A 20,394-nucleotide genomic window follows, 5' to 3' on the forward strand; every position below is an offset into this window, starting at 1 on the left:
CCATTACCCGACGACGTTGAATTCCGGGCCGTAGGGATAGCCGGTGATGTCCTCGTTGCCATCCTCGGTGATGATAAGCACGTCATGCTCGCGGTAGCCGCCGGCGCCGGGCTGACCGTCGGCGATGGTCAGCATCGGCTCCATCGAGATGACCATGCCGGGCTCCAGCACCGTGTCGATATCCTCGCGCAGCTCCAGACCGGCCTCGCGGCCGTAGTAATGCGACAGCACGCCGAAGCTGTGGCCATAGCCGAAGGTGCGGTATTGCAGAAGCTGCCGCTCTTCGAGGAAATCGTTGATCTTGTGCGTGACCTCGGCACAGGAGACGCCGGGCTTGAGCAAGCTCATTCCGTATTCATGCGCGGCGACGTTCGCCTCCCACACCTTGAGCGATGCGGGATCGACCTCGCCCACGAACATCGTGCGCTCGAGCGCGACGTAATAGCTCGAGATCATCGGGAAGGTGTTGAGCGACAGGATATCGCCGCGCTCGAGCCGGCGCGCGGTCACCGGGTTATGGGCGCCATCGGTGTTGATGCCCGACTGGAACCAGACCCAAGTGTCGCGGTATTCGGCATCCGGGAATTCCTTGGCGATCTCCAGCTCCATCGCGTCGCGGCCCGCCATGGCCACGTCGATCTCGCGCGTGCCCTCCTTCACGGCGTCGCGGATCGCATAGCCGCCCACATCGGCCACCTTGCAGCAGCGGCGGATGAGCTCGATCTCGGCCGCGCTCTTGTGCATGCGCTGCACCATCGTGGTGGGCGCGATGTCGACCGACTTCGACGGCTTGAGAAAGCTGTCGAGCTTGCTTTTCTGAAGGAGCGTCAGGTGATCGGCCTCGTAGCCGATGACGCGCCCCTCGCCCGAAACCGACCGGATCGCGCGCCAGTAATTGTCGCGCTGCCAGTCGGTATAGGTGATGTTGTCGCCATGGCAGCGGCGCCAGGGCTGGCCCGCGTCGATGCCCGCCGAGATCGTCACGTCCTGATCGGCGGTGACGACGAGGCCATAAGGGCGCCCGAAGGCGCAATAAAGAAAGCCCGAATAATATGCGATATTGTGCATCGAGGTGAAGACGGCCACCTCCACGCCCAGATCGTTCATGCGGGCGCGCAGGCCCTTGAGGCGCGCATCGTATTCGGCGGCCTCGAACTGGAGGGGCGCCTTCTCACCATTGTGAAAGCGGTACATTTCAGGACGTGCGGTCATGATAAACCTTTCCTTGAACAGAAAAGGTCCCGGCGTTCAGGACTGTTGGGATATGCAGCCTTGGCCCGATAGGGGGCGAGCGGCGCCACCGCTCCGGCTGAGGCTGTTCTTGCCGATCCCGCGCATTCTGGCAAGATGTTTCGCATGACCCGCGCGCAAAGCTCTCACGGCTCTCCCGGCCCGCTCAATCTGATCACCGATGTCGCTGGGCTGCGCGTCGGCAATGCCTCGGATGCGGGCATCAGGACAGGCGTGACGGTACTGACGGCCGAGGCGCCCTTCACCTGCGGCGTGCATGTTATGGGCGGCGCCCCCGGCACGCGCGAGACGGATCTTCTGGCACCCGACCGGACGGTGCAGCAGGTGGATGCGCTGGTTCTGTCGGGCGGATCGGCCTTCGGGCTCGATGCGGCGTCGGGCGTCGCCGATGCGCTCGCGGCGATGGGGCGCGGCTTCGCCGTGGGGCCGGCGCGGGTGCCCATCGTGCCGGGCGCGATTCTCTTCGATCTCCTGAACGGCGGCGACAAGGACTGGACCGAGAACCCCTATAAACGCCTCGGGCGCGAAGCTTTAAACGCATGCGGACCCGATTTCGATCTGGGCAGCAGCGGCGCGGGCACGGGCGCGCTGACGGCGGATCTCAAGGGCGGGCTCGGCTCGGCCTCCTATGTGCTCCCCTCGGGACACACGGTCGGCGCGATCGTGGCGGTCAACGCGCTCGGCTCGGCAACCGTCGGCGGCGGGCCGCATTTCTGGGCGGCGCCCTTCGAGATCGGGGGCGAATTCGGCGGTCTGGGCGCGGCGCGGGAACATGGCGACGTGCACACGCCGCGCACCAAGATGGACGGCGGCAACACCACCATTGCCATCGTCGCGACGGACGCGGCGCTCGATCAGGCGCAATGCACCCGTCTCGCCACGGCCTCGCATGACGGCATGGCCCGCGCCTTGCTGCCGTCGCACACGCCGATGGACGGCGATCTCGTCTTCGCCGCGAGCACCGGGGCGCGTCCCATCGACGGCGCGCGCGACGTTATGCTTTTGGGCCATGCCGCATCCATCTGCCTTGCGCGGGCCATCGCGCGGGCGGTCTGGCTGGCCCGCCCTGCGCCGGGCGATCCGCTCCCCTGCTGGCAGGATCGTCATGGCAGGGCCGGTGCCTGAGCCCGGATCCCGCTGACGCCGACCCGCGTTGATGATGCGAAGCCCCGTCCACGGATCGAGCGATAACCCGTGCCTATGGGCACCCGGCCGGGGCTGCCTGCATCTGGACAATGTCCGCGCAAGGTGGTTTGCCTTGCGGCAACCGCAAAAAGGAGGACGATGCCATGAGCGAGACCAATCTCAAATCCCTGCTGAAGGATCCCAGCCTGCTGGCCGAGAAGGCCTATGTGAACGGCGAATGGGTTTCGGGCGACAAGACCTTCGATGTGACGAACCCCGCGCGCGGCGACGTCATCGCGCAGGTCGCCGATCTCAGCCGCGATCAGGTCGCCAAGGCCATCGCCGCCGCCGAGGCCGCGCAGAAGGAATGGGCCAAGTGGACCGGCAAGGAGCGCGCCACCGTGCTGCGCAAATGGTTCGATCTGATGATGGAGAACCAGGAGGATCTCGGCAAGATCATGACCGCCGAGCAGGGCAAGCCGCTGGCCGAGGCCAAGGGCGAGATCGCCTATGGCGCGTCCTTCGTCGAATTCTTCGGCGAAGAGGCCAAGCGCGTCTATGGCGAGACGATCCCCGGCCACCAGCGCGACAAGCGCATCATGGTCATCAAGCAGCCCATTGGCGTCGCCGCGTCGATCACGCCCTGGAACTTCCCCAACGCGATGATCACCCGCAAGGCCGCGCCCGCGCTGGCCGCGGGCTGCGCCTTCGTCGGACGCCCCGCCGCCGAAACGCCGCTGAGCGCCACGGCGCTCGGTGTGCTGGCCGAGCGCGCGGGCATTCCCGCGGGCGTCTTCAACATCGTGACCTCCTCGCGCTCCTCCGACATCGGCAAGGAATTCTGCGAGAATCCCGCCGTGCGCAAGCTGACCTTCACCGGCTCGACCGAGGTGGGCCGCATCCTGCTGCGCCAGGCCGCCGATCAGGTCATGAAATGCTCGATGGAGCTGGGCGGCAACGCGCCCTTCATCGTGTTCGACGATGCCGATCTCGATGCCGCCGTCGAGGGCGCCATCATGTGCAAGTTCCGCAACAACGGCCAGACCTGCGTCTGCGCCAACCGCATCTACGTGCAGGCCGGTGTCTATGACGCCTTCGCCGAGAAGCTGAAGGCGGCGGTCGAGAAGCTGAAGATGGGCGACGGCATGGAAGAGGGCGTGAACCTCGGCCCGCTCATCAACAAGGACGCGATCACCAAGGTGCAGGAACATGTGGCGGACGCCACCTCGAAGGGCGCCAAGGTCATTCTGGGCGGCGGGGAGCCCGCGCAGCGCGAGGGCAATTTCCTTCCCCCCACCATCCTCACCGGCGCCACGCAGGACATGCAGGTCGCCACGGACGAGACCTTCGGACCGCTGGCCCCGCTCTTCAAGTTCGACGATGTGGATGACGTGATCGCGATGGCGAACGACACGATCTTCGGCCTCGCCAGCTACTTCTACGCGAAGGATCTGAGCCGGGTCTACAAGGTGGCCGAGGCGCTGGAATACGGGATCGTGGGCGTGAACACGGGCATCATCTCGACCGAGCTCGCGCCCTTCGGCGGCGTCAAGCAATCGGGCCTTGGCCGCGAAGGCAGCCATCACGGCATCGAGGATTATCTCGAGATGAAATACATCTGCCTGTCGGTCTGATTTTCAGACCGCGCAGCGTAGGACGGCAATGCGCCCCGCCGGGTCTCCGGCGGGGCGCTCGCGTCTCAGTTTACGGATTTCGCCTCGACGACATCCTCGTCGCGGCTCTTGCGGCTCTCGATCGCGATCCGGCGCGGCTTGAGCGCCTCGGGCACTTCGCGCACCAGATCGATATGCAGCATGCCGTCCGCATGGGTCGCGCCGGTCGCGCGGACATGATCGGCGAGGTGGAAGCGCCGCTCGAACGCGCGGGTGGCGATGCCGCGATGCAGATAGGTGCGCTCCTGCCCGTCATCCGCCTTGCGGGCCGACACGATCAGCGCGCCCTCGCGCAGCTCAACCGAAAGATCGTCCTCGGCAAAGCCCGCGACCGCGACGGAAATGCGCCACGCATCCTCGCCGGTCTTCTCGATATTGTAGGGGGGATAGGTCGGTTGCGGCGTATCCGCCGTCAGCACGCGGTCCATCATGTCCGCGATCTGGTCAAAACCGACAGTGGCCCGATAAAGCGGGGCCAGATCGAAGTTTCGCATGGGTCATCCTCCATTGAGCGATACCATTATGTGTGCCTTCCCGAACCGGGACAGGCGGCCTGCACGGACCCGTGAGGCGTCCGGCGAGAGATATCTGGGAAGGGGTGCGCCCGGTTTCAAGTCCCGGCGCACGGCTCACGGCTTGGCGAATTTTGCGCCCGACGCGGTGCCGCCGAGGGCGGTGCCTCCGAACCCGTCGCCGATGCGTTTCGGCATGCTGCCCGCCGCGCGCAGATCGCGCTTGAGCTCTTCGACGAGCCTCGGCAACTCCATCCCGTAGGCGGTATCGGACGAGCCCGCCGAGATCACCGAGACGATCCGAGCCCGCTGGCCCCGCCCCCGCGCGAAGACCGGTGCGCCCGAGCTGCCGAAGGTCACGTCGCAATCGAAGGCCATCACGCCCTGCCCCGCCGCCGTCACCGCGCATTCGCGCTGCCACGAAAGCGCGGCGTCCCGCCCCTGTCCGTAGCTCACCACGCTGACGGTCTGGCCGGCCTCGGCGCGGATGCCCGCAAGCGCGAAGGGGCTTGCCACGGCGGCGGGAATCGGCGCCGCCAATTGCAGAAGCGCGGCATCGTGGCGGATCATCTCGCCGGTCAGGCGCTGCGCCGGGACATAGCCCTCATGCGCCGCGATCCGCTCCACGCCGCTCTCGGCGATGAAGACGCCGTCGCGCAGACCGGCGCGGTAGGTGATGCTTTCGGGTGCGAGCGGCGCGCCCGCGTCGTCATAGACGCAATGCGCCGCCGTCAGCACGAGATCGGGCGCGATCAGCGCGCCGCTGCAATAGCCCTTGCCCTCGAGATCGAGCCGGCCGACCGCTTCCCAGCCGAAGAGATCCTCGCGGTCCGTCAGGCGAATCAGGCTGCTGCCCGAAAAGGCCGGAAGGCCCAGCGCAATGATCGCGGCGCCGAACGCCAGGATGCGGGCCGCGCCCCTCATGGCTTGGCGAACTTGGCGCCCGTCTCGCGCACCTCGCCCACCTCGGCCATCGTGGGGCCGCTGCCCCCGCTGCCGCCCATCCCGGCGGCAAGCTCTGCCCGCAGCACCTCGAGCGGCAGTTGCAGCTGCGTGCCGAGCGACACCTTGCGCCCATCGACCTCGGCCATGGCCGAGACCACCGACACGACACGGGGGGCGCCCCCGTCGAAGGTGAAGATCGGTGCGCCGGAGCTGCCGAAATCGACGTCGCAGGACATGACGAGAACGCCCTCCTGCCGGGCGATCACGTCGCAAACCTCCTGAAGCGACGGCGCCTCGGCCCGCCCGCGCGCATAGCTCACGACGCCGATGCGCTGGCCCGGCTCGGGACGCGCATCCGTGGCGAAGGGCGCGACGCGCGCGTTGCGGATGGGGTGACGCAGCTCGAGCAACGCGACGTCGTTGCGCACCCGCTCGGCCGCGACCTCGCCTTTCTGGACATAGCTCGGATGCACGACCGCGCGGCGCACGAAGCGATAGGCCGAGGCGCGCCCGTTGCGCCAACCGGCCAGAAATTCGATCTTCTCATGGTCGAGTCGCTGTCCGGTATCGCTGTCGAACAGGCAATGCGCCGCCGTCAGCACCAGATCGGGCGCGATCAGCGCCCCAGTGCAAAAGCCCCGCCCGGCCAGCTCGAGACGGCCTACCGCCTCCCAACCGCGCCCGTCATCGCCGGTATCGAGCCGCTTGAGCGCGCTTTCCCCGGCACCGGACGGCATCGCCAGAACGCCCGACATCAGGCCCGCGGCGAGGGCGGTCAGCAAGGTGCGCAGCATGAGGGTCTCCGACCGTGACGAGAAGAGTCGGCTTTCAGACTACCCCGGATTTGGGGCGAAAGTTAGGCGTCCTGCACCGCGCGGCGCAGATCCGGCACGCGCTGCGCGTCGCTCAGCGCGGGCGGGATCGGCCCGCCCGTCGCCCAGTCCAGAAGCTCGACCGTGTGCACGATGGGAATGTCCGTACCGCTCCCGATCTGCATCATGCAGCCGATGTTTCCGGCGGCGATCACGTCGGGCGCGCGCGCCTCGATCGCCGCCACCTTGCGCGCCTTGAGCTGTTTGGAAATCGCGGGCTGCATGAGGTTGTAGGTGCCGGCGGAACCGCAGCAAAGGTGGCTCTCCGCAGGCTCGACCACCTCGAATCCCGCGCGGCGCAGCAGGTCCTTCGGATAGGTCTTGATCTGCTGGCCATGCTGGAGCGAACAGGCGGCGTGATAGGCGACCGTCAGCTCCTGCGGCGCGGCTTCGGGCAGGTCGAGCTGCATCAGAAGCTCGCTCACATCCATCGCGATTTCCGACACGCGCGCTGCATCCCCGGCAAGCGCATCGTTGCGGAACATATGCCCGTAATCCTTGACCGTCGTGCCGCACCCGGATGTGTTGATGACGATCGCATCCAGCCCGCCCGCCTCCATCTCGGCGCGCCAGGCGCGGATATTGGCGGCGGCGGCTTCGTGGCTTTCCTCCGTCTTGCCCATGTGATGCACGAGCGCGCCGCAGCAGCCCGCGCCTTTGGCCACCACCACGTCGCAGCCGAGCCGCGTCAGCAGCCGGATCGTCGCATCGTTGATATCGGTGTTGAGCGCCTTCTGCGCGCAGCCCGTCATGAGCGCGACGCGCTTGCGGCGCGGCGCGCGCGCCTTGTGCGTCTGCGGATCGTCGTTGCGGCTGACCGGCGGGATGCGCTTCGGCGCCATTTCGAGCATCGCGCGCAGCCGCGCATCGGGCATGAGCCGCGCGAAGGGCCGCCCGATCTTGGCCCCCAGGAGGGCCAGACGGAACCGCCCCGGATAGGGCAGGATGCGCGCCAGCACCCAGCGCAGCGCCCGATCATGCCAGGGGCGCGTGTAATTCCGGTCGATATAGGCGCGGGCATGATCCACCAGATGCATGTAATGCACCCCCGACGGGCAGGTCGTCATGCAGGCGAGGCAGGAAAGGCAGCGGTCGATATGCTTGACCGTCTTGGCATCCGGCACCCGCTCGTTCTCGAGCATGTCCTTGATGAGGTAGATGCGCCCGCGCGGGCTGTCGAGTTCGTCGCCCAGCACCTGATAGGTCGGGCAGGTCGCGGTGCAGAAGCCGCAATGCACGCAAGCGCGCAGGATCTGGTTCGATCGCTCGATGTCGGGATCGCTCAGTTGCTCGGGCGTGAAATACGTCTGCATCAGGCGCCTCCTGCCGCTTGGGCCGGCGCCGGCGCCATCAGCCCTTGGTTGAGAAGACCGCGCGGATCGAAACGCGCACGCAGACCCGCCTCGAGCGCGGCGACGGGCGCCGCAGCGGGCGGGAAGGCGCCCAGCCGCGCCATCGTCTCGGGCGCCGCGCGCACGAGGGTCGCATGGCCGTCGAACGCCCCCAGAATGCCGCGCAGATCGCACCCCTCGGGCAGGCGCAGCCATATCAGGCCGCCGCCACAGTCGAAGATGCGATCCGTGCCCGGCAACATGGCGGCGAGGCGCGGCCCCTCGCCCGGACGGGCCGAGACGCGCCAGATGTCGCCCGTGCCGCCCGCAAGCGGCACCGCGTCGCGCACGCCGCGCCAGAGCGTCGCCGCATCCTCGACCGGCGCCCACTCCGCCAACTCCGCCAGCAGATGCCGAAGCCGCTCGGCGCGATAGGCGACCGAAGCCTCGAAGCCTTCGAGACGGATGAGCGTGCGCGGCGCGCCCACGGCCACATGCGCCGCGCCCGACACCTCGAAGGGCGAGCCGAGCGCCGCCGATAGCGCGGCCACCGCGCGCTCGTCCTCCAGCCCCTCGGCGGCGAGCGTGATGCTGGCGCGCGGCGCGGGCAGAACCTTGAGCGCCACCTCGCTCAGTACGCCGAGCGTGCCGCGGCTCCCGGTCAGGAGCTTGGTCAGATCATAGCCCGTGACGTTCTTCATCACGCGCCCGCCATTCTTCAGCACGCGTCCGGCTCCGTCGACGAAGCGCACACCAAGCATGAAATCGCGGCAGGCCCCCACCGCGATCCGGCGCGGTCCCGAGACATTTGCGGCGACGACGCCTCCGATGGTGGGCGTACCGGACGTGCCAAGAATAGCGCGGTGATCCATCGGCTCGAAGGCGAGCGACTGGCCCTCTTCGGCAAGCGCCGCCTCGATCTCGGCCAGAGGCGTTCCCGCCTGCGCGACCAGCGTCAGCGCGCCCGGCTCGTAAAGCGTGATGCCCCGCAGCCCGGCGGTCGAAAGGACTTCGCCCGCGCCCGGCCCCGTGCCGCGCGTTCCGCCGCCGACGATGCGCAGCGGTCCGCGCGCCTCGGTGATCGCCTCGGCAAGCTCGGCCTCGGTCTTGGGTTCCAGCACGCTCATCTTTCCTCAAACACTCATTCGCACGCGCATCGCAGGCGCGCTGCGCTCATTCCGCCGCCATCCGCCGCGCGGCGCTCGCCCCCAGCGGAAAGACCTTGGCCGGGTTCAACAGCCAGCGCGGATCGAACACGTCCTTCACGGCCATCTGGATCTCGAGATCCTCGGGCGCGTATTGATAGCTCATCAGATCGCGCTTCTCGATGCCGACGCCATGCTCGCCGGTCAGGCACCCGCCCGCCTCCACGCAGAGCTTGAGGATCTCGGCGCCCAGCGCCTCGCAGGTCTCGAGCTGCCCGGGCGTGTTGGCGTCATAGAGGATCAGCGGGTGCATGTTGCCGTCCCCTGCATGAAAGACGTTGCCCACCATCAGCCCGAACTCGTCGCTCAGCTCGCCGATACGGCGCAGAACGAAAGGCAGCTGGCTGACCGGGATCGTGCCGTCGAGGCACATGTAATCGCCCATTTGCCCCATCGCACCGAAAGCCGACTTGCGGCCCAGCCAGATACGCGCCGATTCCTCGGCCGAGGCGCTGCGGCGCAGCTCGACAGGATCGTGCCGGCGCGCGATCTCTTCGATCATCTCGAGCTGCGCGTCGATCTCGGCCGGACTGCCCTCGACCTCGACGATCAGTAGCGCCTCGCAATCGGGATAGCCGGCATGGGCGTAATCCTCGGTCGCGCGGATGATGGGGCGGTCCATGAATTCGATGGCGACGGGCAGGATGCCCGCCTTGATGATGTCCGACACGCACGCCCCGGCCACCTCGTTGCTGTCATAGCCGATGAGTACCGGGCGCGCGCCCTCGGGCTTGGGCAGGATGCGCAAGGTCGCCTCGGTCACGATACCGAGTTGGCCCTCGCTGCCGCAGATCAGCCCCAGAAGATCGAGCCCGCCCGCATCGAGATGCGCGCCGCCGATCTGCGTCACTGTGCCGTCCATCAGCACCAAGGTGACGCCCAGAAGATTGTTGGTGGTCACGCCGTATTTGAGGCAATGCGCGCCGCCCGAATTCATCGCGATGTTGCCCGCGATGGCGCAGGCGAGCTGGCTCGACGGATCGGGCGCGTAGAAAAACCCCGCCTCCTCGACCGCGGCGGTGACCGACAGGTTCGTGCGCCCCGTGCCGACGCGGATGAAGCGGCTGGCGAGGTCGGTCTCGTGCACCTCGGTCAGGCGCGCGGTGCCGAGGATGACGCAATCGGCCGTCGGCAGCGCGCCGCCCGCAAGCGACGTGCCCGCACCGCGCGGGACGACCGGCACACCCATCTCGTGACAGATGCGCAGCGCCGCCGCGACCTCCTCCGTGCTGCGCGGCAGAAGCGCGAGGAGCGGCGCGCAGCTATAGGCCGCGAGCGCGTCGCATTCATAGGCGCGGGTCTCGGCGGGGTCCGAAATGATCGCATCCTCGGGCAGAACCTCGCGCAATCTGGCGACGATCCGGTCCTTCGCGGCGACGATAGATGCGTTCGGCGACGGCATGTCCATGGCTCATCCTCCCTTCATCTCACGGTATTGTGCGCGCATCGCGGGTGCAAGATGCGCGAAACCGGCCTTCGGGGGGCGTGCGGATGGGCCGCAGCGCGCTATATAGGATGCATGAAAACGATTCTTGCCCCCATGCTCGCCGCCTTCATGTCGATCGCCGCCTCCGGCGCGTTCGCAGGCCCGCCCGAAATCCTGCACGCCGAAGCCGCGCGCGACGATATGGGCTGGAAATTCACCGTGACGATCCGGCACGAGGATACCGGCTGGGATCACTACGCAAACGGCTGGGATGTGCTCGCCGAGGACGGAACGGTCCTGGCGACGCGGACGCTGCATCATCCACATGTCGAGGAGCAGCCCTTCACCCGCAGTCTTCGGCAGGTCCTGCTGCCCGACGGCACGCGGCGCGTCTTCATTCGCGCGCATTGCTCTAAAGGTGCCGCCACCAAGGAGCCGGTCGCGGTCGAAATTCCGCTCTGAGCCGCCTCAGCGCCGCCCCTCGCGCAGCCACGCGCCCGTCACCATCGCCGCGATCAGCGCCAGCACGAGCCATGCGGGCAGAAGCGGCGTCAGCGTCACCGATTGCGTGACATAAGCACCGCGCGGCGTGATCCCGAGCCAGCCGCGCCCCGCCGCCGGACGCCCCTCGCGCACCTCGCGGATGGCGGGCACGCCTTCCTCCAGCGCCCGCACCCCGCCGCCCGTCGCATCGATCAGCGGCGCGAGCGCCTCGCCCGAGGCGATGGTCCGCTCGAACTCGAGCGGCGCCGCGGGACCGAGGCCGATCACCGCGCTCTGATCGCCGCTCGTCAGGCGATAAAGCCCGATCTCCGGCCCGGCGTAGATCGCCTCGAAGCGGCCCGGCGAGACCTCCTCGAGCGGCAGCGTCACCTCGGAGCCGCCCGGACCCGTGACGGTGACGTCCTCCACCTCTTCCTCGAGACTGCGGCGAATGATGCGCATGGTCTGGCCCGTCGCCTCGGCATAGAGCGCCTCTTCCTCGAGCTCGGGCTCCTTCATCATCCAATGCGCGAGGCGGCGCAGCAATTCGAGCTGCGGTCCGCCGCCCTCGTAGCCGCGATTCCAGAGCCATGCGTGATCCGACGCCAGAAGCGACACGCGGCCCTCGCCCACGCGGTCGAGCATCAGGAGAGGCGCGTCCTCGGCCCCCGACATGAGCACGTCGCCCGCAGGCTCGCCCACCTCGATCTGGCGCAGCCAGCGGCCCCACGGCCCATCATGCATGTCCCGCAGCCCGGATGTGACGGGATGCCGCTCGCCCAGATCGGTGATCTCGGGGCTGTAGGCCTCGCTCATGACGCGGGCGGTCGGACGCGCGGGCACGATCGCCTCGAGCGGCGAGCGATAGAGGCTGTTGGCCCCGGCGAAATCCGGCCCGGCGGCGAAGAGAACCGCGCCGCCCTTCTCGACGTACTCGACCACGTTCTGAAGGTAGAGTGCGGGCAGGATGCCGCGCCGCTTGTAGCGATCGAAGATGATGAGATCGAAATCGTCGATCTTCTCGAGGAAAAGCTCGCGCGTGGGAAAAGCGATGAGGCTCAACTCGTCCACCGGCACGCCGTCCTGCTTCTCGGGCGGGCGCAGGATGGTGAAATGCACCAGATCGACCGCGCTGTCCGATTTCAGCAGGTTGCGCCATGTGCGCCCGCCCGCATGCGGCTCGCCCGACACCAGAAGGACGCGCAGCCGGTCGCGCACGCCGTTGATCTGCACGAGGGCGGTATTATTGCGCGCGGTCAATTCGCCCTCGCCCTCGGGCGTGACGAACTCGAGCACGTTGCGCCCGCCATGGGGCAGCGCCAGCGGCAACTCGATCGGGCGGCCCACGGGCACGGTATAGCGCTGCGGCGTCTCGCCATCGACGGAGATGTCGAGCGGCACCTCCGTGTCGCCGGGCGCGGCGCCGCTGTCCTCGATGCGCAGCGTCAGAGTGATCTCCTCGTCCAGAATGGCGAAGGCGGGCGCCCCCTCGACGATGAGGCGGCGGTCCCAGTCCGTCTCGCGCCCCGTGTGAACGAGATGCAGCGGCGCGGGCAGGCCCGGCGCGCGCTCGATGTCGTGAAGCCGCCCGTCGCTGACGAGAAACATGCCCGCGATGCGGCCCTGCGGCTCGCTCGCCAGCGCATCGGACAGCGCGGTCATGAGCTGTGTGCCGCTGTTCTCGGCGCCGTCATCCACCCGGACGCGCCGCACCTCGACACCGCGCGCCTCGAGCCGCGCCTCGAGCGTCTCGGCAGCCTCGGACGTCATGGCGGCGCGGTCGGCGAGTTGCTGGCTCGCGCTCGCGTCCTCGACAATGATCGCGATATCGGTCAGATCCTCGCGGTCCTCGCGGCTGAGGCCCGGCCCCATCAGCGCGGCGAGGATCAGCGCGGCGCCCAGACCCCGCAGAGCCCAGCCCGAGAGACCCCGCCACGCCGCCAGCGCCAGCGCGGCCAGCGCCATCCCGGCGAGGGACGCGATCAGCCAGATCGGCAGGACGGGGTCGAAGACGATCACGCTCGTCATTGGCCGAGCCTGTCGAGAAGTGCGGGCACATGCACCTGGTCGGATTTGTAGTTCCCGGTCAGCACATGCATCACCAGATTGACGCCGAAACGGTAGGCCATCTCGCGCTGCCGCTCGCCCGAATAGCCGCGCCCGACCGGCAGCTGTGCATTGCCGTTGGCATCGACCGCCCATGCCGCGGCCCAGTCATTGCCGCCGATCACCACGGGCGTCACCCCGTCATTGAGGTTGCGGAAGGGCATTCCCGGCGCGGCCTCGGCATCGGCGGGCGACGCCTCGACCCAGACCGGGCGACCGGAATACCGACCCGGGAAATCCTGCAGCAGATAGAAGCCGCGCGTCAGCACGTGATCATTCGGCACCGGCTCGAGGGGCGGAATGTCCAGCGGCTCCGCAAGGCGTTGCAGCATCGCCCCATTCGGCGAGGACGCACCGAAACCCGCGATATCGGCATCGCGCGTGTCGAAGAGGATCATGCCGCCACTGCGCAGGTAGGCGTTCAGCTTGGCATAGGCGGCATCCGAGGGAATCGCCTGCGTCGGCGTGATCGGCCAGTAGAGAAGCGGAAAAAAGGCGAGCTCGTCCGTCTCGAGATCGACGCCCTGGGGCGCGGCGGGCTCGACCGTCGTGCGGAAGAAAAGCGTCTGGCCCAATCCTTCGAGCCCCGCCCGCGCCATGTCGTCGAGCGCGCGCTCGCCCGTCAGAACATGTGCGAGCGTCACCTCGGCGGCCAGCTCGTCCGCAGGGCGCTCCTGCGCGGCGGATGGATCGGGGACAAGCATCAGCGCACCCAGCACGAGCGCGGTGCCGCGCACGGGCAAGAGCCGTCCCGAAAGGCCGAGCGAGGCGAGAATGTCCGCGCTCAGCATCAACAGCGCGGCGGCCAGAAGCCAGCCCATGAGCGGCGTCTCCTCCTGCCGCTCGAGGCCGATCACATCGGCGCCGGCGGGCCATTCCATTGCGCTTAGGTCGGCATCGGCGGCCATGACGTTGCGTGCGATCCGCCGCTCCTCGCCCTCGTAGAGACCCGGGCGCAGGTCCGGCCCGAGCGGCGCGGTCAGCAGATCCTCGCCCGCGACGCCCGGCAGGGTGTCGCCACTGCGCAGGATGCCGCGCCCGTCGAGCACCTCGGCGGGCTGCCATGTCGTGCCCGCCAGCTCTTCGGGCGCCGGGACGCCGTCGGTATCGCCGACCGCAAGCCGCTCGAGCATCTGAACGAAAAGGCCCGAAAGCGGCAGGCTGCTCCATTCGGCATTGGCGGTGACGTGGAAAAGCACGACCTGCCCCTGACCGATGCGCTTGCGCGTGACGAGCGGCGTGCCGTCGCCAAGCTGCGCGATCACACGCTCGGCCAGCGTCGGGTCGGGCTGCGCCATCACCTGCGAGGTGACGGTGACGTCCTCGGGGATCTCCAGCCCGGCGAAGGGGCTATCCTCGGCGAAGGGTGCGAGCGCCTTGGGCGCGCCCCAGCTCATCGCGCCGCCGACGCTGCGGCCTCCGGCGCGCAGCCGCACGGGCATGAGCGGATCCTCGGCGCGGCGCGACACATCGCTCGCGGCAAGGCGCGGACCGGCGAAACGCACCAGCGTGCCGCCCTCCTCGGCCCAGCTTTGCAGCCCCTCCGCCTCGTCGGGCGAGAGCGTGGCCACATCGGCCAGAACGATCGCGTCGGGATTGGCGGGCAGCACATCCATCAGAGCCCCGCCGAGAAGATCGGCGGTCGGACGCAGCGCCCGCTCGAGATAGTGCAGAGGCGACAGCAGCTCGAGCCCTTCGCGCTCGTCGCGTCCCGCGATCAGCGCGACCTCGCGCCTGCCCAGCGCATCGCCGACAAGCTGCACCGCGCCGGCATGACCCTGCCCCGCGATCTCGAACCGGCTGACACGGGCGCGCAGCTCGGCGGGAAGGCTGAGAGCGCCCTTGGCCTCGCGCGCGCCGTCCTCGAAGCTGACGGGCAGCGTCGCCAGGATGCGCGGCGCGCCCGAAGGATCGCGGCCATGCGCGAGGATGTCGACCTCGCGCGCCGTGCCGGGCGCAAGGCGGCGCACGGTCAGCTCCAGAGCGCCGTCGGCATTCGTCGGGGGCAGGAGCGCGAGAAGCGGTGCCGCGCCTTCGCGGATCGTGACCGATCCACGCGCTTCGAGCGCCTCAAGAAGCGCCTCGCGGCCATCGCGCGCCAGCCCGTCCGAGAGCCAGAGCGTGTCGAACCGCTCTTCGGGCAGGAGCGCGGACGCCCGCTCCATCGCATCGGCGGAGGGCGGGAACGGCGCCGGATCGAGGCCGCCGAGACGGCTGCGCCACGCATCGGCGGATTGAAAGACGGGCGCTTCGGGCGCCGTCAGCTCGAGAATTGAGGCCGTGCGCCCGTCGCGCCCCGCTTCGGCCAGCACCCCGTCGAGGAGCGCCTTGGCGGCGCGGTCGTCGCGGGCGGAGGCCCAGCTTGCGTCGAGCACCACCAGAAGCGGGCGATCACCCCGCGCCGCGGCCTCGTCCCTTGGGTTCAGCACCGGCCCCGCAAGCCCCACGATCAGCGCGGCCAGCGCCAGCATCCGCAGCAGGAGGAGCCACCAGGGCGTGCGGTCCGCCGTGCTGTCCTCGTCCCGCAGCCCCAGAAGCAGCGCAACGCCCGGAAATCGGCGGCGCACCGGTGCGGGCGGCACGGCGCGCAACAGCACCCAGAGCACCGGCAGAAGCGCCAGCGCCGTCAGAAGCCACGGCGCGGTGAACCCGATGGCGCCGAGCATCAGCGCGCCCCCTCGCCCAGAAGGCGGTAGAGCTGCAAGAGCGCCGCCTGCGGGCTGGCATCCGTGTGATGACAGGCATATTCCCAGCCCGTGCGGCGGCAGATGCGCCGCAGCGCATCCTTGCGTTCGGCCAGACGCTCGAGATAGCGCGCGCGCAGATCGTTCGCCTTCAGCGTCTCATGCGCCAAGGTACCGCCGACCGACTCGAAGATCGCGCGGCCGCGATAGGGAAAGCTTTCCTCGGCGGGATCGAGCACCTGAAAGAGAACGCCGCCCACGCCGCGATCGGCGGCCGCGCCCACGGCCGACTGGATGGCCTCGATATCGCCGAAAAAATCCGAGAGGAAAAGCGCGCGCGCCTTCGGGGGGATGCCCCGCATGTCGGGCGCGCCGTAATCGGCGCCCGCCGCGTGCGACGTCAGCAGACCCGCCAGCCGCGCGATCTGGGCCGAGCCGCGACGCGGCGGCAAGGCGTGACCCGCAAGGCCCACGCGCTCGCCGCCCCGGTCGAGCACGATGGCCGCCGCGAGCGCGAGAAGCTGCGCGCGATCCGCCTTTTCGGGCAAGCGCGGCTCGGAAGCGAACCGCATGGAGGCGGCGCCGTCAACCCAGAGCATCACCGTCTGCGCGATCTGCCATTCGCGCTCGCGTACATATTCCGCGTCCGAGCGCGCCGAGCGGCGCCAGTCGATCTGGCGGCGCTGATCGCCTTCCCGGACCGGGCGGTATTGCCAGAAGTCATCCCCGACACCCGAGCGGCGGCGCCCGTGCTCGCCCATCTGCACCGCCCCCGCGAGCCGCGTCGCCCGCGCCAGCAGCGCGGGCAGGCGTGCGGCCTCTGCCTCGGCGCGGCGGCGCAGGTCTGCGGCAGGAAGGGCGGCGGTTTCCATCACGCGGCGGCGGCGCGCGTGTGGCCCAGATCGGCCAGCGTATCCTCGATGAGCGCCGCCAGCGTGTCGCCGCGCGCCCGCGCCGCGAAGGTCAGCGCCATGCGGTGGATCAGCACCGGCTGCGCCATTTCCGCCACGTCCTCGGCGCTGGGTGCAAGACGCCCCTGGAGGAGCGCGCGCGCCCGCACGGTGAGCATCAACGCCTGCGCGGCCCGCGGGCCGGGGCCCCAGGCGACGCTGTGCTGAACGCGCGCGGAGGCGCCCGGCTGATCCGGGCGGAAGGCGCGCACGAGATCGAGGATCATGTCCATGATCCCCTCGCCCACCGGCATACGCCGCAAGAGCGCCTGCGCCGCGATCAGCTCGGGCGCGGTGAAGACAGGCTCGGCCGCGGCCTCGGCGGCGCCGGTCGTGGCCAGAAGGATGTCGCGCTCGGCGGCGCGGTCGGGATAGGGCACGTCGATCTGCACGAGAAACCGGTCGAGCTGCGCCTCGGGGAGCGGATAGGTGCCTTCCTGCTCGATCGGGTTCTGCGTGGCGAGAACGTGAAACGGCGCCTCGAGGGGCCGGTTCTCGCCCGCGACGGTTACTTGCCGCTCCTGCATGGCCTGAAGGAGGGCCGATTGCGTGCGCGGGCTGGCGCGGTTGATCTCGTCGGCCATCAGAAGCTGGCAGAAGATCGGCCCCTCGATGAACTTGAACGCGCGGCTGCCATCGGCGCCCGTCTCGAGCACCTCGCTGCCCAGAATGTCGGCGGGCATCAGATCGGGCGTGAACTGCACGCGGTTGGTCCCGAGCCCCATCACGACGCCCAGCGTCTCGACGAGCCGCGTCTTGCCGAGGCCGGGCAGGCCGACCAGCAAACCATGTCCGCCGCTCAGAAGGGCGGCGAGCGACAGGTCCACCACGCGCTCCTGTCCGATGAAGCGCCGCGCGACCTGCGCGCGGGCCTCGGCCAGCCGCGATTGCAGCGCATCAATACCGGCGACGAGATCGCCATGGGTGGTTTCGGCGCTGTCCTGCATGGAAATTCTCCGGCTTGGGCTATATCCTTCAAGGAGTGTATAGCGCATGACGAAAATGGCAAAAGCAATGAGCGATCATCCGATCACGTCCCCGTCAGCGGAGGGCATCGCCGCCTCGGCGCGGGCCGCCTCCAAGGGCCGCAAGATCCCGCCCGTGCATGACTGGAACCCGCCCTTCTGCGGCGATCTGGACATGCGCATCGCGCGCGATGGCACGTGGTTCTACCAGGGCACGCCCATCGGGCGCCCCGGCCTCGTGCGGCTTTTCTCGACCATCCTGCGGCGCGACGAGGGCAAGTATTTCCTCGTCACTCCGGTCGAGAAGGTGGGCATCATTGTCGAGGACGCGCCCTTCGTGGCGGTCGATTTCGACGTGCATGGCGAGGGGCGCGAGCAGCGCCTGACGTTCCACACCAATGTCGACGACAGCGTGACCGCAGGCCCCGATGCGCCGATCCGCGTCGTGCGCGATCCCGAGACGGGCGAGCCTTCGCCCTATGTTCTCGTCCGTCATGATCTCGAGGCGCTGATCGACCGCAAATCCTTCTACCGGCTGGTGGATATCGGCGCGCATCACGATGGCTGGTTCGGTCTTTGGTCGCAGGGCGCGTTCTTCGGCTTCATCCCCTCCGAGGAGCTGCCCTGAGCCTCGGCGCGACGCCGGACTGGACTTATCCCCGAATCGCGGTTCAAGGTGCTAGGATACGGCATCTGCCCTGCGCCCGGCCTTTCGCCGGACCTAGACCCGATGGAGGACACATGATGGACGGCAAGTTTCTGGACAACGATATCGACAAGGTCGTCGCAGCCGACCGGGCCCATGTGTGGCACCATCTGAGCCAGCACAAACCCTACGAGACCTCCGATCCGCGCGTGATCGTCGAGGGCAAGGGAATGCGCGTCTGGGATCAGAAGGGCAAGGAGCATATCGACGGCGTCTCGGGCGGCGTCTGGACGGTGAATGTCGGCTATGGCCGCGAGCGCATCGCCAACGCGGTGCGGGACCAGCTCATCAAGCTCAATTACTTCGCGGGCTCCGCAGGCTCGATTCCCGGCGCGATGTTCTCCGAGCGTCTGATCGAGAAGATGCCGGGCCTCAGCCGGGTCTATTTCTGCAACTCCGGCTCGGAAGCCAACGAGAAGGCGTTCAAGATGGTCCGCCAGATCGCGCACAAGCGCCATGGCGGCAAGAAGCACAAGATCCTCTTCCGCGAGCGCGACTATCACGGCACCACGATCGCCTGTCTCTCGGCGGGCGGCCAGCCCGAGCGCAACGCGCAATACGGCCCCTTCGCCCCCGGCTTCGTCGAGGTGCCGCATTGCCTCGAATACCGCGCGCAATGGGATCTGACCGGCGAGGATTACGGCATCGCCGCCGCCAACGCGATCGAGGACGTGATCCTGCGCGAAGGTCCCGACACCGTGGGCGCCATCTGCCTCGAGCCGGTCACGGCGGGCGGCGGCGTGATCGTGCCGCCCGAGGGCTACTGGCCCCGCGTGCAGGAAATCTGCCGCAAATACGACGTCCTTCTGCATATCGACGAGGTGGTCTGCGGCATCGGTCGGACCGGCACCTGGTTCGGATATCAGCATTTCGGGATCGAGCCTGACTTCGTGACGATGGCCAAGGGTGTCGCCTCGGGCTATGCCGCCATCGCCTGCTGCGTCACGTCCGAGCGCGTCTTCGACATGTTCAAGGACGACGCCACCGACCCGCTCAACTACTTCCGCGACATCTCGACCTTCGGCGGCTGCACGGCCGGCCCCGCCGCCGCGCTCGAGAACATGAACATCATCGAGGAAGAGGGCCTTCTGGAGAACACCGTCCAGATGGGCGACTACATGCTCGACCAGCTCCATGCGCTGAAGGACAAGCACAAGGTCATCGGCGACGTGCGCGGCAAGGGCCTCTTTCTTGGCGCCGAACTGGTCAAGGACCGCACGACGCGCGAGCCGATGGACGAGAAATCTGTCGCCGCCGTCACCGGCGATTGCATGGCGCAAGGCGTCATCATCGGCATGACGAACCGCTCGCTGCCCGGCCTCAACAACACGCTTTGCTACTCGCCCGCTCTCATCGCGACCAAGAGTGATATCGACGAGCTGATCGAGGCGACGGACAAAGCGCTGACCAAGGTTTTCGGCTGAGCCGCAAAACATCCCGCCGCGCCGCTTTGCCCGGCGCGGCGGAACAAGCCCGCCCCGCACTCCGTTGACATGCCGCATTCCCGTGGCGCCGCGCGGTTTCGCGCGGCCCCCTCAGCATGTCAAAGGAGCTACGCCATGAACATCCTCGTCGCCGGAGCCACAGGCAAGACCGGCCGCCGCCTGATGCAGGCCCTTCAAGACCACGGCCATACGCCCATCGCCCTCGTGCGCGAAAGCTCGGATACGAGCGTTCTGCCAGAAGGCGCGCAGACACGGCAGGGCGATCTGACCGACCTGCAAGAAGGCGCCTGCGACGGCTGCGACGCCGTCGTCTTCGCCGCCGGGTCGGGCGCCGATACCGGTCAGGACATGACCGACAAGGTGGACCGTAAAGGCGCGATGCGCCTGATCGACCTCGCCGCAAAATCGGGCGCGTCGCGCTTCGTTATGCTGAGCTCGGTCGGCGCGGACAAACCCGAAAAAGGCGGCGAGATGGAGCATTATCTACAGGCCAAGCAGGATGCGGACGAGCATCTGAAGGCCTCGGGGCTTACCTACGCGATCCTGCGGCCCGTCAGCCTGACCGATGAGGACGGCACGCGCCAGATGCTCTTCGGCGACGATGTCGATGAAACCGCCGAGGCCGCGCGCGGCGATGTCGCCGCCGTTCTCGCCGATGCGGTATCGAGCGATGCCTGGGCCAACAAGACCATGCTGATGCAATCGGCCTGACGAT

17 protein-coding genes are annotated in these 20,394 nt (G+C 68.4%); 6 read left to right on the top strand and 11 right to left on the bottom strand.

Annotation, left to right across the window (positions count from 1 at the left end; genetic code table 11):
- Positions 1-3 precede the first annotated feature (3 nt).
- Positions 4-1,212, bottom strand: coding sequence for an aminopeptidase P family protein (locus ACGRVM_RS14035; protein ID WP_377172610.1), 1,209 nt, complete (start codon positions 1,210-1,212; stop codon positions 4-6).
- 144 nt (positions 1,213-1,356) lie between these two features.
- Here ACGRVM_RS14035 and ACGRVM_RS14040 point away from each other — a divergent pair, with 144 nt between their 5' ends.
- On the top strand, positions 1,357-2,376 hold the full coding sequence (locus tag ACGRVM_RS14040; RefSeq protein WP_394624062.1) for a P1 family peptidase: 1,020 nt from the start codon (positions 1,357-1,359) through the stop codon (positions 2,374-2,376).
- Between the two features lie 164 nt (positions 2,377-2,540).
- The gene (locus ACGRVM_RS14045) at positions 2,541-4,010 is read left to right on the top strand and encodes an NAD-dependent succinate-semialdehyde dehydrogenase (RefSeq protein ID WP_377172608.1); all 1,470 of its coding nucleotides are present in this window, start codon (positions 2,541-2,543) and stop codon (positions 4,008-4,010) included.
- Positions 4,011-4,075: 65 nt separating this feature from the next.
- Here the strand turns inward: ACGRVM_RS14045 and ACGRVM_RS14050 are convergent, their stop codons facing one another.
- The 6 genes from ACGRVM_RS14050 to ACGRVM_RS14075 form a co-directional block, all read right to left on the bottom strand.
- Positions 4,076-4,543: an Hsp20 family protein gene (locus ACGRVM_RS14050; RefSeq protein ID WP_377172607.1), complete on the bottom strand. Its 468-nt coding sequence runs from the start codon at positions 4,541-4,543 to the stop codon at positions 4,076-4,078.
- Between the two features lie 135 nt (positions 4,544-4,678).
- Positions 4,679-5,485 carry a trypsin-like serine peptidase gene (locus tag ACGRVM_RS14055; protein ID WP_377172606.1) on the bottom strand — a complete coding sequence of 269 codons (807 nt, stop codon included), beginning with the start codon at positions 5,483-5,485 and terminating at the stop codon, positions 4,679-4,681.
- Positions 5,482-6,300 (bottom strand): trypsin-like serine peptidase, encoded by an 819-nt coding sequence (locus tag ACGRVM_RS14060; RefSeq protein ID WP_377172605.1) that lies wholly within the window; start codon positions 6,298-6,300, stop codon positions 5,482-5,484. Before ACGRVM_RS14060 ends, ACGRVM_RS14055 begins: the two co-directional genes overlap by 4 nt.
- Before the next feature lie 62 nt (positions 6,301-6,362).
- Positions 6,363-7,691: a glycolate oxidase subunit GlcF gene (gene glcF, locus ACGRVM_RS14065; RefSeq protein WP_377172604.1), complete on the bottom strand. Its 1,329-nt coding sequence runs from the start codon at positions 7,689-7,691 to the stop codon at positions 6,363-6,365.
- The gene (locus ACGRVM_RS14070) at positions 7,691-8,827 is read right to left on the bottom strand and encodes an FAD-binding protein (protein ID WP_377172680.1); all 1,137 of its coding nucleotides are present in this window, start codon (positions 8,825-8,827) and stop codon (positions 7,691-7,693) included. The genes glcF and ACGRVM_RS14070 overlap by 1 nt, the downstream gene beginning before the upstream one ends.
- A 55-nt stretch (positions 8,828-8,882) precedes the next feature.
- Entirely contained in the window at positions 8,883-10,322 is a 1,440-nt protein-coding gene (locus ACGRVM_RS14075) for an FAD-linked oxidase C-terminal domain-containing protein (RefSeq protein WP_377172603.1), read from the bottom strand.
- Between the two features lie 111 nt (positions 10,323-10,433).
- On the opposite strand from ACGRVM_RS14075, the gene ACGRVM_RS14080 reads away from it, so the two are divergent.
- The gene (locus tag ACGRVM_RS14080) at positions 10,434-10,802 is read left to right on the top strand and encodes a hypothetical protein (protein WP_377172602.1); all 369 of its coding nucleotides are present in this window, start codon (positions 10,434-10,436) and stop codon (positions 10,800-10,802) included.
- A gap of 6 nt (positions 10,803-10,808) precedes the next feature.
- Here ACGRVM_RS14080 and ACGRVM_RS14085 read toward each other — a convergent pair whose 3' ends face one another.
- Genes ACGRVM_RS14085 through ACGRVM_RS14100 form a run of 4 tightly spaced genes read right to left on the bottom strand, consistent with a single transcriptional unit; the run spans position 10,809 to position 17,510 of the window.
- Positions 10,809-12,851 carry a hypothetical protein gene (locus tag ACGRVM_RS14085; RefSeq protein WP_377172601.1) on the bottom strand — a complete coding sequence of 681 codons (2,043 nt, stop codon included), beginning with the start codon at positions 12,849-12,851 and terminating at the stop codon, positions 10,809-10,811.
- A complete protein-coding gene (locus ACGRVM_RS14090) occupies positions 12,848-15,595 on the bottom strand; it encodes a DUF4159 domain-containing protein (RefSeq protein ID WP_377172600.1) in 2,748 nt (915 codons plus the stop codon). Before ACGRVM_RS14090 ends, ACGRVM_RS14085 begins: the two co-directional genes overlap by 4 nt.
- Complete coding sequence (locus ACGRVM_RS14095) at positions 15,595-16,485, bottom strand: DUF58 domain-containing protein (protein ID WP_377172599.1); 891 nt, start codon at positions 16,483-16,485, stop codon at positions 15,595-15,597. The genes ACGRVM_RS14090 and ACGRVM_RS14095 overlap by 1 nt, the downstream gene beginning before the upstream one ends.
- Entirely contained in the window at positions 16,485-17,510 is a 1,026-nt protein-coding gene (locus ACGRVM_RS14100; protein ID WP_377172598.1) for an AAA family ATPase, read from the bottom strand. The genes ACGRVM_RS14095 and ACGRVM_RS14100 overlap by 1 nt, the downstream gene beginning before the upstream one ends.
- Before the next feature lie 67 nt (positions 17,511-17,577).
- On the opposite strand from ACGRVM_RS14100, the gene ACGRVM_RS14105 reads away from it, so the two are divergent.
- From ACGRVM_RS14105 to ACGRVM_RS14115, 3 genes are all read left to right on the top strand, one after another.
- Positions 17,578-18,156, top strand: a complete 579-nt coding sequence (locus tag ACGRVM_RS14105) for a DUF1285 domain-containing protein (protein WP_377172597.1) — start codon at positions 17,578-17,580, stop codon at positions 18,154-18,156.
- Positions 18,157-18,272: 116 nt separating this feature from the next.
- A complete protein-coding gene (locus ACGRVM_RS14110; protein WP_377172679.1) occupies positions 18,273-19,658 on the top strand; it encodes an aminotransferase family protein in 1,386 nt (461 codons plus the stop codon).
- 135 nt (positions 19,659-19,793) lie between these two features.
- Positions 19,794-20,390, top strand: a complete 597-nt coding sequence (locus ACGRVM_RS14115; RefSeq protein ID WP_377172596.1) for an SDR family oxidoreductase — start codon at positions 19,794-19,796, stop codon at positions 20,388-20,390.
- Positions 20,391-20,394 lie beyond the last annotated feature (4 nt).

The sequence above is a fragment of the Roseovarius aquimarinus genome, assembly GCF_043661195.1.
GTDB lineage: Bacteria > Pseudomonadota > Alphaproteobacteria > Rhodobacterales > Rhodobacteraceae > Roseovarius > Roseovarius aquimarinus.

Excerpts from the sequence above, each read along its gene's own strand:
- ACGRVM_RS14040 (WP_394624062.1), top strand. The coding sequence starts at position 1,357 with ATGACCCGCGCGCAAAGCTCTCACGGCTCTCCCGGCCCGCTCAATCTG.
- ACGRVM_RS14035 (WP_377172610.1), bottom strand. The coding sequence starts at position 1,212 with ATGACCGCACGTCCTGAAATGTACCGCTTTCACAATGGTGAGAAGGCG.
- ACGRVM_RS14095 (WP_377172599.1), bottom strand. The coding sequence starts at position 16,485 with ATGGAAACCGCCGCCCTTCCTGCCGCAGACCTGCGCCGCCGCGCCGAG.
- ACGRVM_RS14080 (WP_377172602.1), top strand. The coding sequence starts at position 10,434 with ATGAAAACGATTCTTGCCCCCATGCTCGCCGCCTTCATGTCGATCGCC.
- ACGRVM_RS14110 (WP_377172679.1), top strand. The coding sequence starts at position 18,273 with ATGGACGGCAAGTTTCTGGACAACGATATCGACAAGGTCGTCGCAGCC.
- ACGRVM_RS14045 (WP_377172608.1), top strand. The coding sequence starts at position 2,541 with ATGAGCGAGACCAATCTCAAATCCCTGCTGAAGGATCCCAGCCTGCTG.
- ACGRVM_RS14085 (WP_377172601.1), bottom strand. The coding sequence starts at position 12,851 with ATGACGAGCGTGATCGTCTTCGACCCCGTCCTGCCGATCTGGCTGATC.
- ACGRVM_RS14115 (WP_377172596.1), top strand. The coding sequence starts at position 19,794 with ATGAACATCCTCGTCGCCGGAGCCACAGGCAAGACCGGCCGCCGCCTG.
- ACGRVM_RS14105 (WP_377172597.1), top strand. The coding sequence starts at position 17,578 with ATGAGCGATCATCCGATCACGTCCCCGTCAGCGGAGGGCATCGCCGCC.
- ACGRVM_RS14100 (WP_377172598.1), bottom strand. The coding sequence starts at position 17,510 with ATGCAGGACAGCGCCGAAACCACCCATGGCGATCTCGTCGCCGGTATT.
- ACGRVM_RS14055 (WP_377172606.1), bottom strand. The coding sequence starts at position 5,485 with ATGAGGGGCGCGGCCCGCATCCTGGCGTTCGGCGCCGCGATCATTGCG.
- glcF (WP_377172604.1), bottom strand. The coding sequence starts at position 7,691 with ATGCAGACGTATTTCACGCCCGAGCAACTGAGCGATCCCGACATCGAG.
- ACGRVM_RS14050 (WP_377172607.1), bottom strand. The coding sequence starts at position 4,543 with ATGCGAAACTTCGATCTGGCCCCGCTTTATCGGGCCACTGTCGGTTTT.
- ACGRVM_RS14075 (WP_377172603.1), bottom strand. The coding sequence starts at position 10,322 with ATGGACATGCCGTCGCCGAACGCATCTATCGTCGCCGCGAAGGACCGG.
- ACGRVM_RS14090 (WP_377172600.1), bottom strand. The coding sequence starts at position 15,595 with ATGCTCGGCGCCATCGGGTTCACCGCGCCGTGGCTTCTGACGGCGCTG.
- ACGRVM_RS14060 (WP_377172605.1), bottom strand. The coding sequence starts at position 6,300 with ATGCTGCGCACCTTGCTGACCGCCCTCGCCGCGGGCCTGATGTCGGGC.